Below are 14,855 nucleotides of genomic sequence, written 5' to 3'. Positions count from 1 at the left end.
CTTAATGGGGGAGCCTTCGAATATAATTTGTTGATTTGTGACAGAAAATGAACGATTGGCTTCCGCATGGTGGTCGCGAGGCCTGTTGACCCCATGTGAAACGGGGCACAAGAAGCTGATTATTTCAATCTTTACGACTCGGTGATAGGCCAAGCGCCGTCGACAACAGCTTCAGGCTTCGTCTTGCGCAAGTATTTCTGGAAACTTTCTGCCTGTTCTTTCGCCCAACCGATCTGCCAGCCGTGCAGCACCATCGGATCTACTTGCAACTGCGGATAGCGTTCGCCCAGCTGGCGAGCGACCTCGACGCAGGCAACTGCATCGGCCAACGAGGTGTGCGCATTTTCGAGGACTACACCGTAGAACTCGCAAGCCGCCGCAAGGGTGCGCTTCCCCTTGCGGAACTTGTCAACCTGCTTGTCGATGATGAACGGATCGATCACATTGCCCGGGAAAAACGGCTCAAGGTCGTAGCGAACGGCTTCGCTGTAGAGCACTGAGAAATCGTACGAAGCATTAAAAGCAACGATTGGCGCTTGCTCCGAGGCGAACTTCAGCAAATTCAAGATCTCCTGAACGGACTGTTTCGCCGGGGCACCGTCGGCGCGGGCTTTCTCGGTGGAGATTCCGTGAACTGCGGCCGCGGCCTCTGGAATCTCGACCCCGGGGTTTACCAGCCACTCGCGGTTGTTCACCACTTTGCCATCGGCATCCAGCAAGACAACCGATGCCGTAACGATGCGTGCAGTATTGGTATCAACACCAGTGGTTTCCAAATCAAAGCCAATTGCCAGGCCCTTGTGCCATTCAGTCATGGATATAACGCTACAGCCAAGGCGGGACAGGACGGCCCTGCGAATTGCGTGTTGTGGAGTCCTGCAAGCTAATTGGCAGAATAGGGCTATGACATCTGACGCAGCCGAAAAGCCCCTGGACTATTCAGAGGCGGTGCATCGCCTCGCAGCACTCGTCCCGGCAGGGGCGGTGCTCAGCTACAAGGACGTGGCAGAACTTCTCGGAAGCGGGGGAGCACGCCAAACGGGCAAGGCGATGGCAAGCGCGCCGGAAGGGACACCATGGTGGCGGATTATCCGCTCCAACGGTTCCATGGCCGATGCGCTTGCCGAAGCAGCAGAACGGCACTGGATCGCAGAAGAACTGGCAGCACCTGGCCGTCACGTGAACATGAATAGATACCGCTGGAACCCCAACGACTGGGCGTGGGAAAAAATTGACGCGCTGCGTACGGCGCTGGGCAACCCCAAAATGTCCGAGATGGATGATCAACTATGAGTATGGAAGAGACCCGAAGCCAGCCCCGCGAAGAAGCCACCTCGGTCCTTGGCCACTTGCATTCGGTGGAAAGCCCGGTCCTGGTCACTGGGGCTCCGGGTACCGGCAAGACCCATCTGCTCATCGACACCGCGGTGGCGCACCTTGACGCCGGGCTCGATCCGCAGGCCCTCTTGATCATCGGGCCAACTCGACTGACCGCTGCCTCGATCCGTGATGAGCTCAGCCGCCGAGCAGAACGGACTTTCACCGAACCGGTGGTTCGCACCTGGTCGGCTTATGCCTTTGACTTGATCCGCCGTGCCCGCGTTGAAGGACTCTTGCCCCAGCTCGAACGCATTCCCCGCTTGCTCTCCGGTCCGGAACAGGACACCCTCATCGGCCACCTGCTGGAAGGCCATGCCGAAGGCCTCACCGAAGGACCGCAGTGGCCAAGCGAACTGGCGCTGGCAGTAGGGACTCGCGGCTTCCGCAAGGAAATCCGCGAGTTCTTCGACCGTGTTTCAGAGCTGGGATTGGAACCTGCAGACATCGCTGACCTCGGCCAGCAAGCCAACCGCCCCGAATGGCACGCTGCTGCGCTGTTCTACCAGGAATACCGCGACCTGCTGGACTTGGGCAGCGCCGAAGCCTTCGACCCGGCAGGGCTGATTACCCGGGCGGCACAAATTCTGGAAGACAATGAAGCGTTCCTGCACGCAGAACAGGACCGGTTGGCCCTGATCCTCGTGGATGACCTGCAAGAAGCCACCCTGTCGCAGCACCGCCTCCTGGCTCTGCTCGGCAAGGACCGCGCCATGGTCGCTTTCGCTGCACCCGACAGCGTAGTTCAGGGATTCCGCGGTGCCCGCACCGATGAATTGCATCGTTTCGCACAGAATTACGCGAGTGCTGGCGAAGCGACCTGCCTCGAACTGACCCACGGCTATCGAATGTCTGGACAGATCACCGAGGCATGGAAACGGATCGTCAGCCGCGTGCCGCTGGCTGCAGGCTTGCGCGGACGAGCTATTGAGCCGTTGAACGTGCCGGAACACGAACTATGCCAGGCACAGGTATTCGAGAATTCCACCTTGGAAGAACGTTTCATTGCCCAGCGGATAGTGCATCTGAACCTCTACGAGAACCGCAGCCTCGCTGAAATTGCGATTGTGGTGCGCAACGGTTCACAGGTGCGCTCCTTCAGCCGTTTTCTTGAAGGCCAGGGAATCGGCGTGCAGGTGCCGCCGGCCGAAATTCCATTGAAGGATGAAGGTGCGGTCCGTCCGCTGCTTGACCTGTTGAATTTGGCGTTCAGCGATTCTGTCACCGATGACCCGCTCCTGATGCAGAACCTGCTGCTGTCGCGTTATGGGATGAGCACTGCCTTGGAAATCCGCCGGATCCGCCAGCTCTTGCGCCAGCAGGAAGCCGCAGCCGGCGGACGCCGCTCCAGCCAGGAGTTGCTTGAATCCTGCCTGCGTGAACCGGCAATGGCCGAGAAATTGGGCAAGCCGGGTTACGGATTGAACCGGCTGCTGAAGATGTACTCCGCGCTGCAAGACGAACTGGCCAGCGGAACCGCTACACCGGAAACAGCGCTCTGGGTGATGTGGGAGGCCTCGGGCCGGGCAAAGGCCTGGCGCGAAGAGGCCCTGGGCACCGGCACTGCCGCCCGCCGCGCAGATCATGACCTGGATGCTGTCCTGTCGCTTTTCCAAGCCGCAGAACGTTTTGTGGATCAGCTTCCCGGCGCCAGCGTCCAGCAGTTCATCGAGCACATCTTGCAGCAGGAATTGCCCATGGACTCCTTGGCAACCCGTGCTGCCGGTGGGCAAACCGTCACGGTTCTCACTACCGCTGCCGCTGCCGGAAAGCAATGGCCAGTGGTCTTTATCCCCGGGCTGCAAGAAGGGTCCTGGCCCAACCTCCGGCTCCGTGGCGAGCTGCTCGGTTCCAATGCGCTCGCCGACGCCGCGGAGCATGGCATTGAATTCCTGGCCACCCGAACGCCAACGCATCTGGTACGCCAAATCCGCAACGACGAATTGCGCAGCTTCAGCAATGCCGTCTCCCGTGCTGGAGACCAGCTGATTTGCACGGCGGTCGATAACGAAGACAGCCAGCCTTCCTCTTTCCTGGATCTGGTCGAGCCACCGGGGCCAGAAGGCAGGGAACCAACCGCGGTTCCGCGCATCCGTTCGCTTCCAACCTTGGTGGCAGAGCTGCGCAGCACCGCCGAGAGAGCCAGGGCCGCCGGCCTTGGGGCAGCGCCAGCGCCGGACGATGTGGAAGCAGCTAACCTGTACCAGGACGCCACCCACGTGCTTGGACGCCTGGCTCAGGCAGAGCGCCCGGTGCGAGGAGCGCATCCAAGTTCCTGGTGGGGGTTGCGCGAACTGACTACCCATGAACCGGTTATCCCGGAAGACCAGCCTCGGCGGGTGTCACCGTCGAAGGTGGAAACCCTGGTGAAATCGCCGCTGAACTGGTTTGTGCAAAGCGCTGGTGGAACCGCTGCCCGCGATTTCGCGGCCTCCTTGGGTACGCTGATCCACTCCATCGCCGAAGAGCATCCCGATGCAAGCGGAAGCGAATACCAGCAGATCCTGGAGCAACGCTGGCCAGAGCTGGAAAAACTGGAGAACTGGGAAGGTCAAAGGGACTTCGACCGTGCCAATAGCATGCTCAAGAAGTTCGCCGCCTACTGCGTCACCATGCGCCAAGAAGGACGCGAACTGGTGGCTCGCGAGATGCCGTTCCAGATCGAGGTCCCGGCCCCTGACGGCACGCATATCCAGCTTCGCGGAATTATCGACCGCGTCGAAGCTGACGCCAACGGCAAGGTGAGGGTCGTTGACCTGAAAACCGGTTCCACTGCGCCATCCAAGGACGCAACCTTGGAACACCCGCAGCTAGGCGTCTACCAAACCGCAATCCAGCTCGGCGCGTTGCAAGATCACGAGGAAACTGCAGGACTCCCGGATGAGCCAGCCGGCGCATCCTTGGTCTACGTCGGTACCAGCACCAAGGGCGCCTCGGTCCGTGAACAACCATCAATTGGTGAAGGGGACTGGGCCCGCGCGCTCATCTTCGAAGCTGCCTCGCTGATGGGAAACAGTGAATTCATCACCCGGCACGTTTCGGGAGCCGCAGGGATCCTCGGCAACTGCACGCTGCCTGAAATCTGCCCTTTGTGCGCCCAAGGACGACAGGTCACCGAACCATGAGCAATATCAGATTCACTCCAGAAGAACTCTCCGCAGCCCTGGGCGAGCAGTTTCCGCCCACCGCGCAGCAGGCTGAGATAGTCGCTGCGCCATTGGAACCGATGCTGGTCATCGCCGGCGCCGGCTCGGGCAAGACCAAAACCATGGCGGATAAAGTCGTCTGGCTGGTAGCCAACCAGCTGGTCCGGCCGGAAGAGATTCTCGGGGTGACCTTTACCCGCAAGGCAGCGGGAGAGCTTTCCGTGCGTATCCGTGCCAAGATCGCGCAGCTTGTGGCCACCGGTCTGCTCAGCCCAGAAGAAACCCGGGACTTCCTTGACCCTGCGGTATCCACCTACCACTCCTACGCCAACACCCTGGTCCAAGACCATGGGCTGCGGCTTGGCCTTGAAGAAGACAGTGCCTTGTTGGGCGCGGCCCAATCATGGCAGGTGGCCCACTCGGTGCTGGAAAGATACACCGGCAACTACGAGCACCTGAACAGTGCCACCAGCACACTGATTGATGCCATCGTTTCCTTCAGTTCGGAAGCATCCGAGCACTTGGTCACCGCACCTGAGGCCCATCAGTGGATTGATGACCTGGTGGCACGCCTGCGCACCTTGCCGATGGACGCAGAGAAGCCCAAGAAAACTACCCAAGCAGCCCTCAAGCTCATCGACAAGCTGGCTTCACGTGCCACCATCGCTGAGTTGGCTGAAGAGTACGCCCGGGAAAAGAAGCGCCTCGGGGTGATGGACTACGGCGACTTGGTGGCCCACGCAGCGCGTATCGCCCAGGAGGTGCCGGCAGCTGCGCTCGCCGAACGGGCTAGCCACAAGGTGGTGCTGCTGGATGAATTCCAGGACACCTCGCACGCGCAGATGGTGCTCTTCTCTCAACTCTATGGCGAAGGCCATCCGGTCACCGCGGTGGGTGACCCTAACCAATCCATCTACGGATTCCGCGGGGCTAGTGCCGGTCAGCTGTTCCGATTCCCAGAAGTCTTCCCGATTGTTCGGGACACAGGCCGGGACGTCGCCCACGTGAAGCACCTGACCATCGCATGGCGCAATACCGTCAACGTGCTCGCGGCAGCGAATAGCATCACTGCCGGCGGGCCGCAGCATCAAGGCCCGGTCTCGGTCAAGCCCTTGGATTCCTCGGCGCATGCCAAGCCAGGTCGTGTGGTGCTCAACCGTTGCGCAACGGTTCGCGACGAGGCAGACGCCATAGCCGACATGATTGTTGCCGAGAATAGGGCATCTTCCGAGCCGAAGACCAGTGCGGTGCTCTCGCGAAATCGTACCCAGTTGAGCATCATGGGCGAGGTGCTCGCTGAGCGGGGCATCAAATACCAGCTCGTGGGACTATCCGGATTGCTGAGCACCCCTGAGCTCACCGACCTGGTCTCGTACCTGCACGTGCTGGTTGACCCGCTGCGCTCCGACAAGCTCATGCGCTTATTGGCTGGAGCGCGCTGGCGGCTGGGTGCCGCAGACCTGATGGCCTTCGCCGATTGGTCCCGCCAGCTGGAACGGCGGCGAGCCCGCGGGCTGCAGCCAGACCCGGCAGAAAGCGAAGAGGCGCAGAGCCCCGAAGAAGCAGTGACCGAGGCGGCCCGCGCCGAACTCAATGATGCGGCCAGCCTCGTCGAAGCACTGGACTTCCTGCCCAGGGAAGGGTGGACCAGCAATGACGGCAGGACCATTAGCGCAGCGGGCTACGAGCGCTTGGCGGCCCTGCGCGATGAACTCGCCGGCCTGCGGCTGCTGGCCAATGACGACCTTGAAACGCTGATTCGCGAGACCGAACGCGCCATGAACCTGGACATCGAGGTGGCTGCCCGTCCGTGGATATCTCGAGACAAGGCGCGAGCCAACCTCGATGCCTTCGCCGATGTGGTACGCGAATACTGCCGCAATGCGCCACGCGTTGAACTGTCCGGCTTCTTGATGTGGCTGGAACAGGCCGCCGAAAAGGAAAAGGGACTACCGCTGCCAAGCGAAGATGCTGACCCCGCGGCAGTCCAATTGCTGACGGTTCACGCGTCCAAGGGATTGGAATGGGACATCGTGGCGGTGATGACCTTGAACGACGGGGTGTTCCCGGGTTCCAAATCCGACCGGTGGACCAGCGGTGACAAAGCGCTGCCCTGGGAAATCCGTGGCGACGCCCGCGACCTGCCCCAATGGGACACCGAACAGCCGGCCTTGAAGGAACTGCTGGAAGCCGAATCGGTCTTCAAGGACCAGGTAGAGGACCACCACATTGCCGAAGAGCGTCGCCTGGCCTATGTTGCGGTGACCCGCGCCAAGTCATTGCTGATTTGCAGTAGCAGCGTCTGGACGAGCACCCGTACCAAGCCAACCGAGCCATCAGAATTCTTCACCTGTTTGCTTCCGCTGGCCGAAGGCGAGGAACCCCAGGCGGAGATCGGGGTCTGGGTGAAGGACGAAGAAGCGCCGGAACAAAACCCGAGCACTTTGACGCCCCTTGAAGCGCTGTGGCCGTACGATCCATTGGAAGGCCCCGTCGTCACGGGGGGAGTGCAAAAGACTCCATACCCGTATTCACGGCGCAATGTCATTGCGGAAGTGGCGAAGGATCTCGAATCCGTTCCAACAGATCATGAGCCGCTGACCAGCTTCGGGAGGCAGTGGGCTGAAGAAGCCGAGAAACTTCTAGGCCAGCGCGAGTTCTTGGCTGGCCGTGAGCGCAGCATCGAGGCACCAGAGCATGTGCGTGCTTCATTGTTTGTCGAGCTGGCCGAGGACCCGGTTGGGGTACTGGAAAACCTTCGACGCCCGGTGCCGCGTCGACCGGGGCTCGCTGCACGGCGCGGTACCGCGTTCCATGCCTGGATTGAAGAGTTCTACGAGAAGACGTCAATGCTTGATCTGGGAGACCTGCAGGATCCGGCAGATGGCTATCTTGATGAGGCGCTGGACCTTGAATCCATGAAGGAAGCGTTCCTATGCAGCGAATGGTCCAAGCTGCAGCCGGCCTATGTCGAGGTTCCATTGGAGACCCGTGTGGGTCCGGTGGCTGTGCGTGGCCGCATTGATGCCGTCTTCCGGATGGACGACGGTACGTGGCTGATGCTGGACTGGAAAACCGGTCGAGTTCCTAGCGGCAAGGATCTGAAGAGCAAGCTGGTCCAGCTCGCGGTGTATCGTCTGGGCTGGTCACGCCTGCACGGAATCCCGCTAGAGGAGATCAAGGCCGCCTTCTACTATGTGGCGGCGGGCATTACGATCCACGCGGAGTATCTCTCCGATGAGCAAGAACTGGAACAGATGATCAGCAGCGCGTTTGAACAGCTCGAAGGCTAGCCGCTCAGGACGCTGGGAAGTCTTTACTTCTCGGCGTCCTCAACAGGCTTGTTGTTCTTTTCAGCAGGCTCAGCCGTGCTCATTGGCCGTGCGGCAGCTGACTCGGCCTCCGCTGCATCACTATCGTGTTCGGCGGCCTTGGAGGCGGGTTCATCCTTCGCAGGCGAACTGTTCTTGGCATCAGCCTGAACAGCATCAGATTTTGGCTGGTCACCAGACTCCTCTGGCGCGGCCTGGACATTGGACGCTGTGCTTCGGGGTGTTGCGGAGTTCGGCGATTCCGCTGCCAGGGGAGTGACCTTGTCGGTGTTAATGCTTGGCGCGGCGACGGCGGCCGGCTTTTCCGGAGCCTTCTGGGCCGGTGCTTCTGGCTGGGGAGCCAAAGGGCGCGGAGCTTCCACGACCGACAATGGCTGGCCACCGTACTCCGCGATGTTCTGGTCCAATTCGCGTAGCATCTCTTCGGCCTCGGCGATGCGCTCGTAGTCCTTGGAATCCAAAGACTTCACCAGCCACTGCGCCAGCGCGAATTCGGCGGCCAGCGCGGCGCGACGCATGATGTGCGGATCCGCAGCCTTGCCGCGGGCTTCGACATAGGCGGTGAAAACGCGCTCGCTGAAGCTCTGGTCTTCTATGGCCGAAAGCCAAGCGAAGTCATCAGCGGGATCACCGACGTGCAAATCTGTCCAGCCCTTGACTGCAGTGATGCTGGAATGGGAAATCTGCAGCTGCTCTTCATCGAAGTCGCCGTGAACTACGGCAGCGTTGAAACGCCACAGCGCCACGTCCTCCATGGCGTGTTCCCAACGGCGCAGTAAACCGCTTGGCACCTTGCCCGTAGCCGCGGCCGTATCCAGTTCGTTGAGTTTGCGCTGTCGAATCTCGTCGGCAGTGTAGGTCGGCAGGCCTGCCACTTCAACAGCTTCATCTGGGATCTGGTGGATGGCAGCCATGCATTGGCCCAGCGACTTGGCCAGGTTGCTGCCGACATCAACCAATTCATCGAGGGTCGGAACGTGTCCGGGCATATCCTTGTAGACAAAGGTGCGCAGTGGGCCCTGGCGCACGGTGCCGGCTACGGCAGGCAAGGAAAACGGCAGTGAAGCGCGGACCTTGGCGGAGAAAGCGCGCAAGGCCGAAAGCTCTGCTTCCAGACGCATGCTTGCCTCGTCATGCCGAGGTGAACGAACGCGCCAGCGATGCTTGAGTGCGTCGACGATCAATGCTGAGTCAAAATCTTCTGCATCGTCGGACAGCGCCGCGAAGCCTACCGGAGTCAATCCGGGGACGGCGGCGGTGGCAATTGCGGCGAGTTCCATGGCAGTGCGTTTCACAAGTTCCACCGTATGCGAGATTCCCTTTTCTATCGTTGAATGACGCACGGAATATGGCGGGATTCACCGGCAACATTCAGAGTTGCGACGAATCTCATTGATCAACAGCTATCCACATTGAGCAAGCATCAAGATTCTGGAGCGCTATGTGCATTAGGTTAGAGGTATGGCTCTGGCAGAAACTTATCGAACCCCACTTACCGGACTTCACTTCGGACAGTCTCTGATTGAGCGCCCACTGACCGAAAAGCAAGACCCGATGCTTTTGCCTGGCCTATTTAAGCAGCGCAGCACCAAGGTGCTGCTGATCAGTGGTGGTGGCGCGGCAACTATCGGCTCTGATCTCTTCTTTCTCAACGGCACGGACTACCTCGCAAAAGACTCCGAGCGCCAGGTGTACCTGGGGCGTGCATCAGGCACGGAATACGTTCTGGCTCTCGTTGATGCCGAGGACTATGCCTCCAGCGGCATCGAGCGCTGGACGACGCTACGTGAAGGCTTCAACCTGCTCAATGAACTGCATGCAGAACTCTTCGTTGAAGCGCAGGCGATCGCCAATTGGATCCGTTCAGAGAAATTCTGCCCACGCTGCGGTTCACCCGTTAGGGCTGCCACCTTCGGGTGGGGCCAGCGTTGCGTGAACAATGACCACGAGCTTTTTCCACGTACCGACCCGGCAATCATTGCCTCGGTGATCGACAGCCAAGATCGATTGCTGCTCGGATACAACGCCACCTTCAAGCACCGGATGTACTCGGTGCTTGCAGGATTCGTCGAAGCAGGGGAGTCCCTAGAGTCTGCTGTGCGCCGCGAGATCTTTGAAGAATCCGGTGTGCGTATTGGAGAGGTCGCCTACCGCGGTTCCCAGCCCTGGCCAATGCCGCGATCGCTGATGCTCGGTTTCGCTGCTGAAGCCTTGAGCGAAGAGCTGGTTCCGGATGGTGCAGAAATCATGGACCTTCGCTGGTTCACACGAGCCGAACTGCGTGAAGCTCTGGAATCAGGAACAATAGATATACCGCGCGGAGTCTCGATAGCCCACGCATTGATCCGTACCTGGTACGGCGAACCCCTTCCGGAGGCCCTGAGCAAGTGACCGAATACGACAATCCGCCAGCAGACAATTTGCTGGCGGGACTGGATGCTGAACAGCGGCAAGCAGCTGAAACCCTCAGCGGTCCACTGTGTATTCTGGCGGGCGCAGGAACCGGCAAGACCAGAGCAATTACCCACCGGATCGCCCACGGCGTGCATACTGGCATCTACAACCCGACCAGTGTTCTCGCGCTGACTTTCACCACGCGTGCAGCTGCGGAGATGCGTACCCGCTTGCGTCAGCTCGGCGCACCCGGCGTGCAGACGCGTACCTTCCACGCAGCTGCCTTGCGCCAGCTGCAGTACTTCTGGCCGCAGGCCGTTGGCGGTACCCTGCCGAACTTGGTAGAACACAAGGCCCCGCTCATTGCGGAGGCGGCGCGTCGCCTGCGCATTTCCAGCGACCGCGCCATGGTCCGTGATCTGGCTGCGGAAATCGAATGGGCCAAGGTCTCCATGCATACCCCGGAAAGCTACGCCAAGATTGCGTCTTCCCGAGAACTGCCCAACGGTCTCGAAGCAGTGAGCATGGCCCGCATCTTCCAAACCTACGAAGAGCTCAAAGATGACCGCGGAGTTATCGACTTTGAAGACGTACTGCTGCTGACCATTGCAATTCTTGAAGACAATGAAAAAGTCGCAGCCAGTGTACGCCAGCAGTACCGCCACTTCGTCGTCGACGAGTACCAGGACGTTTCGCCGTTGCAGCAACGGCTCCTGGATCTCTGGCTTGGCCAGCGCAACGAACTGTGCGTGGTGGGCGATGCCTCCCAGACCATCTATTCTTTCACCGGTGCACGCCCAGACTTCTTGCTGAACTTCGGCACACGGTTTCCGGAAGCAAAGGTCGTGAAGCTGGTACGCGATTACCGCTCCACTCCTGAAGTCGTGAACCTGGCGAATAAGGTGCTTGCTAATCGGCGCATTGAATCCCAAGTCCCTGACCGTAACGTGACCTGGCCCGAACCACTAGAACTCATCGCGCAACGCGATCACGGTCCGGCCCCTGAATTCTTTGAAGCGACGGATGACGAAAATGAAGCCGAGGAAGTCGCCCAGCGCATCAAGCAGCTGCTCAAAAACGGCCAGGACATCTCCGAGATTGCCATCTTGTACCGCACTAACGGGCAGTCCCAGGCTTTTGAGCAAGCACTGACGGCGTATTCCATCCCCTACGTAATGCGTGGTGCCGAGCGGTTCTTCTCCCGTCGCGAAGTCAAGGAAGGGATGCTGGCCTTGCGGGCCGGCTTGAGCGTCGCCGCAGATACTCCGGTTGCGCAGATGGTGCGCGATGTGCTCTCCTCGCACGGCTACTCGGCGAATGCCCCAAGCGGCGGCACTGGTGCGGTGCGCCAGCGTTGGGAATCGATGTCGGCACTGGTTCGCCTGGCCGACGAAGTCGTTGCGCTTAAAAAAGAACAAGACATTGATGCCACATTGCACGATGTGGTCAAGGAATTGGAAGACCGCGCAGCGATCCAGCACGCGCCAACTCTGGATGGCGTCACCTTGGCATCATTCCACGCAGCCAAGGGGCTGGAATGGGATGCTGTATTCCTGGTTGGATTGAACGAAGGCCTGGTCCCGATCTCCTATGCCAAGGACCAAGCGGGCTTCGATGAAGAACGGCGGCTGCTGTACGTGGGTATTACCCGCGCACGGAAGCACCTGTACCTGTCCTGGTCGCTGGCAAGGACCCCGGGCGGACGCGCGCACCGATACCCATCACGATTCCTCGATGGAATTAAATCGGTACGCCAAGCCAGCAGCAGGCAGCAGACCACCTACCGCAAACGCGAACAGAAAATCACGCCCGCAGTTTGCATGACCTGTGGATCCTTCTTGACCAGTGCAAAAGAGCGAAAGCTCAAACGTTGCGCCTCGTGCCCTGCTGCCTATGATGAAGCGTTGTTTGAGACTTTGCGTGAATGGCGATCGGAGGTTGCCCAATCCAACGCGGTCCCGGCATTCGTCATATTCACCGATGCAACCCTCATGTCCATCGCGGAGCACCAGCCGGATTCAATCCAGGGATTGTCGAAGATTCCCGGGGTGGGACGTAGCAAGCTTGAACGATATGGCGAGGCGGTGCTTGCGGTCGTTGACGAGCGCCGCGCATAGGGTTCTCCACAAGTTGGCGAATTGGTCCGAAGCTGTTCAGGCTAGGACGTAGCTTAGAGATCACGTAGTGAGCGGACAGGAAGGTCCCCGGCCGCTGCCATAGATGAGGAAAGAGGCGCAATGCAATGCCAGCTTTTCCAAACACCGTCGACTTCGTCGCGCCGGATGAGATTCCAGTGCGGGTTCTCCGCTCGGCCAAGCGCAAGAAGACCATTTCCTCCCAGTGGCGCGATAACCGGCTGATTATCCAAGTCCCTGCAGCGCTGGACGAAAAAACGGAACGCGCTTTCGTTGATGAGATGATCTCGAAGTATCGCAAGGGACGCCAAGCGCGTACCGCGGGTCATACCGATGATGCGCTGGAGCGCCGAGCGGCATCTCTTGACCAGCAGTACTTCGCCGGCGAAGCCGCGCCGCAATCCGTGCGTTGGGTAGCCAACCAAAATAAGCGTTGGGGTTCGGCTTCATATCGGCAGCGCAGCATCCGCTTATCGGTCACGTTGCAGCATATGCCCAGCTGGGTGCAGGACTATGTTCTAGTCCACGAGCTTGCGCATCTGGTGGTCCCGCGGGCCGGCCACGGACCTAGGTTCCAGGCTTTGCTGAACCGGTTCGAACGCCGAGCGCAGGCGGATATTTTCTTGGAGGCATTCCACGCAGGCTACAACGCTCACGCCAAGGAATTGGGCCGGGCCCAGGATGAACTTTCGGGTTTCGGCCATGACGAGGAACAGTAGCTCAATGCACGAAGGAGGGATGTGCGCTCGTGCACATCCCTCCTTCGAGGTTTCGATCTAATCAGTTCTTCGGATCCTCTGGATTCCCTGAACCGTCATCGCCTTCGGCTTCGGGTTCAGCGTTGTCGAAGCCGCCGTCCAGAAGCTTACCCAGTGCTGCGTCAAAGTCGTCGAACTCGGTCGCGGCAACTTCACGGCGATGCGTGAAGCCCTTGGGATCGGTGAGGTCTTCCGCGGTAGGCATCAGATCTGGGTGATCCCATACGGCATCACGGCCCTCGATTCCACGTTCGTCGTACAAGTGCTCCCACAGGGCAGCCGCTTCGCGCAGCTTGCGTGGGCGCAATTCAAGGCCAACCAGAGATGCGAAGGCAGTCTCAGCTGGGCCACCCGAAGCTCGGCGGCGACGCATCGTCTCGCGCAGGTGACCAGCAAATGGAAGGTTCTGGGCGGCCAAGGAGACCACATGATCAACCCAGCCCTCGATCAATGCCAACGTCAGTTCTAGGTTTTCTAGAGCCTTCTCCTGAGCGGGGGTGCGCTGCGGGGTGAACAATCCTTCACCCAGCATCGACTGCAGCGCTTCAGGGTTGGACGGATCGATACCGCGTACTGCTTCTTCAATGCGCGACATGTCGATATGGATGCCCCGAGCATAGGATTCCACGGCACCAATCAACTTGGAGCTTAGCCAAGGGACCCGGTTGAACAATCGTGCGTGTGCGTTCTCCCGCAGAATCACATACAGCAGGACTTCCTGCTCTGGGATTTCAAGGCCATCGCCGAACTTGCTGACGTTGGCCGCGATAATGCCTGGAGTGGTTCCTGCCAAAGGCAGGCCGATATCGGTGCCGCCAAGCACATCGGTTGCCAAGCCGCCCAGTGCAGTGCCCAGCTGCATGCCGAACATGCTGGCTCCGAGATTGCGGAACATGCCATCGGAATTGCCGAGCATGCCCTTCATCTCTTCGGGGATCTGATCCTTCATCGCGGTGGTGATTGCGTTAGCTACCGACTCGGCAACAGGCTCGGTGACCTGCTTCCAGGTGGCCAGGGTCTTGTCATACCATCGTTTACGAGTCCATGCCTCGGTCGAGCGGCCGTTCGACTCGAACACCGTAGCGTTGTTCAGCCACAGTTCAGAAAGGTTTGACGCATCGCTGATGGCGTTGTTGCGCGCGTCCGATACCGCCGGATCATCGCTGGCATATGCCTGCAAAGCGGTGTCGGATGCAAGCTTCCAGTTCACCGGACCGGAAGACGCGTTATTGCTCATCATCGCGGACATCATGGCCTGGGCCTGCTGCATCATTTTCTGCATCGCAGCCGGATCGCCTTGAGCACCAAGGGCATCACGAAGCTGCGGCGGGAGGTCATTCGGGTCGAATCCGCCACCGAAGAGCTGACCAAACATTGCAGAAAATGGGTCCTGCGGATTGTTTTCGTCGTCATCGCCGTTAGGGCGGTTATTCGGGGGGTTCTGTGCCATGCCTTTAAAACTACCGCGAGTAGCTGATAGTTCCCATGAATCTGGGCTTCAGTTCGCTTTCGGCACATCGAATACGCCTTGATGCTGATGCTTTTAAACCCAGGGCTTCAGTAGGCTAAGGGTGGGGATGTCTGCAAGGACGGATCCGCGTATTTTTTGACAGTTGGCGGGAGCAGGATCAGTGCACGTACAGGAACCACAAGACTCGACTTTGGAGCCAGGCGATTCCAGCCGCACTCCGCGAGGTTCCAAAACCATGAAAC

The 14,855-nt window shown here is 59.7% G+C and carries 9 protein-coding genes; 6 read left to right on the top strand and 3 right to left on the bottom strand.

The genetic code is table 11. The annotated features are described in order from the left end of the window. Positions 1-131: 131 nt before the first annotated feature. Complete coding sequence (locus tag CQ012_RS04615; protein WP_105657505.1) at positions 132-815, bottom strand: 3'-5' exonuclease; 684 nt, start codon at positions 813-815, stop codon at positions 132-134. Between the two features lie 88 nt (positions 816-903). Here CQ012_RS04615 and CQ012_RS04610 point away from each other — a divergent pair, with 88 nt between their 5' ends. Genes CQ012_RS04610 through CQ012_RS04600 form a run of 3 tightly spaced genes read left to right on the top strand, consistent with a single transcriptional unit; the run spans position 904 to position 7,816 of the window. After that, positions 904-1,293: an MGMT family protein gene (locus CQ012_RS04610; protein WP_166650728.1), complete on the top strand. Its 390-nt coding sequence runs from the start codon at positions 904-906 to the stop codon at positions 1,291-1,293. Continuing rightward, on the top strand, positions 1,290-4,502 hold the full coding sequence (locus CQ012_RS04605) for an ATP-dependent helicase (protein WP_105661509.1): 3,213 nt from the start codon (positions 1,290-1,292) through the stop codon (positions 4,500-4,502). The genes CQ012_RS04610 and CQ012_RS04605 overlap by 4 nt, the downstream gene beginning before the upstream one ends. Beyond that, entirely contained in the window at positions 4,499-7,816 is a 3,318-nt protein-coding gene (locus tag CQ012_RS04600; RefSeq protein ID WP_105661508.1) for an ATP-dependent helicase, read from the top strand. Before CQ012_RS04605 ends, CQ012_RS04600 begins: the two co-directional genes overlap by 4 nt. A gap of 23 nt (positions 7,817-7,839) precedes the next feature. Here CQ012_RS04600 and CQ012_RS04595 read toward each other — a convergent pair whose 3' ends face one another. After that, a complete protein-coding gene (locus tag CQ012_RS04595; RefSeq protein WP_105657502.1) occupies positions 7,840-9,150 on the bottom strand; it encodes a phosphotransferase in 1,311 nt (436 codons plus the stop codon). Positions 9,151-9,409: 259 nt separating this feature from the next. Here CQ012_RS04595 and nudC point away from each other — a divergent pair, with 259 nt between their 5' ends. From nudC to CQ012_RS04580, 3 genes are all read left to right on the top strand, one after another. After that, a complete protein-coding gene (nudC, locus tag CQ012_RS04590; protein ID WP_286134575.1) occupies positions 9,410-10,246 on the top strand; it encodes an NAD(+) diphosphatase in 837 nt (278 codons plus the stop codon). Then, on the top strand, positions 10,243-12,366 hold the full coding sequence (locus CQ012_RS04585) for an ATP-dependent DNA helicase UvrD2 (RefSeq protein WP_105661506.1): 2,124 nt from the start codon (positions 10,243-10,245) through the stop codon (positions 12,364-12,366). The genes nudC and CQ012_RS04585 overlap by 4 nt, the downstream gene beginning before the upstream one ends. Before the next feature lie 125 nt (positions 12,367-12,491). Beyond that, positions 12,492-13,103 (top strand): M48 family metallopeptidase, encoded by a 612-nt coding sequence (locus CQ012_RS04580; RefSeq protein WP_105661505.1) that lies wholly within the window; start codon positions 12,492-12,494, stop codon positions 13,101-13,103. Between the two features lie 61 nt (positions 13,104-13,164). Here the strand turns inward: CQ012_RS04580 and CQ012_RS04575 are convergent, their stop codons facing one another. Further along, complete coding sequence (locus CQ012_RS04575) at positions 13,165-14,592, bottom strand: zinc-dependent metalloprotease (protein WP_105661504.1); 1,428 nt, start codon at positions 14,590-14,592, stop codon at positions 13,165-13,167. Between the last annotated feature and the right edge of the window lie 263 nt (positions 14,593-14,855).

This window comes from Arthrobacter sp. MYb214 (assembly GCF_002979865.1).
Lineage (GTDB): Bacteria > Actinomycetota > Actinomycetes > Actinomycetales > Micrococcaceae > Glutamicibacter.
The sequence above is the reverse complement of the archived record's forward strand: the minus strand, read 5'-3'. Positions and strand labels throughout refer to the sequence as shown.

Bases quoted from the DNA above. Each gene is read 5' to 3' on its own strand.
- CQ012_RS04580 (WP_105661505.1), top strand. From the start codon at position 12,492: ATGCCAGCTTTTCCAAACACCGTCGACTTCGTCGCGCCGGATGAGATT.
- CQ012_RS04610 (WP_166650728.1), top strand. From the start codon at position 904: ATGACATCTGACGCAGCCGAAAAGCCCCTGGACTATTCAGAGGCGGTG.
- CQ012_RS04605 (WP_105661509.1), top strand. From the start codon at position 1,290: ATGAGTATGGAAGAGACCCGAAGCCAGCCCCGCGAAGAAGCCACCTCG.
- CQ012_RS04615 (WP_105657505.1), bottom strand. From the start codon at position 815: ATGACTGAATGGCACAAGGGCCTGGCAATTGGCTTTGATTTGGAAACC.
- nudC (WP_286134575.1), top strand. From the start codon at position 9,410: ATGCTTTTGCCTGGCCTATTTAAGCAGCGCAGCACCAAGGTGCTGCTG.
- CQ012_RS04575 (WP_105661504.1), bottom strand. From the start codon at position 14,592: ATGGCACAGAACCCCCCGAATAACCGCCCTAACGGCGATGACGACGAA.
- CQ012_RS04600 (WP_105661508.1), top strand. From the start codon at position 4,499: ATGAGCAATATCAGATTCACTCCAGAAGAACTCTCCGCAGCCCTGGGC.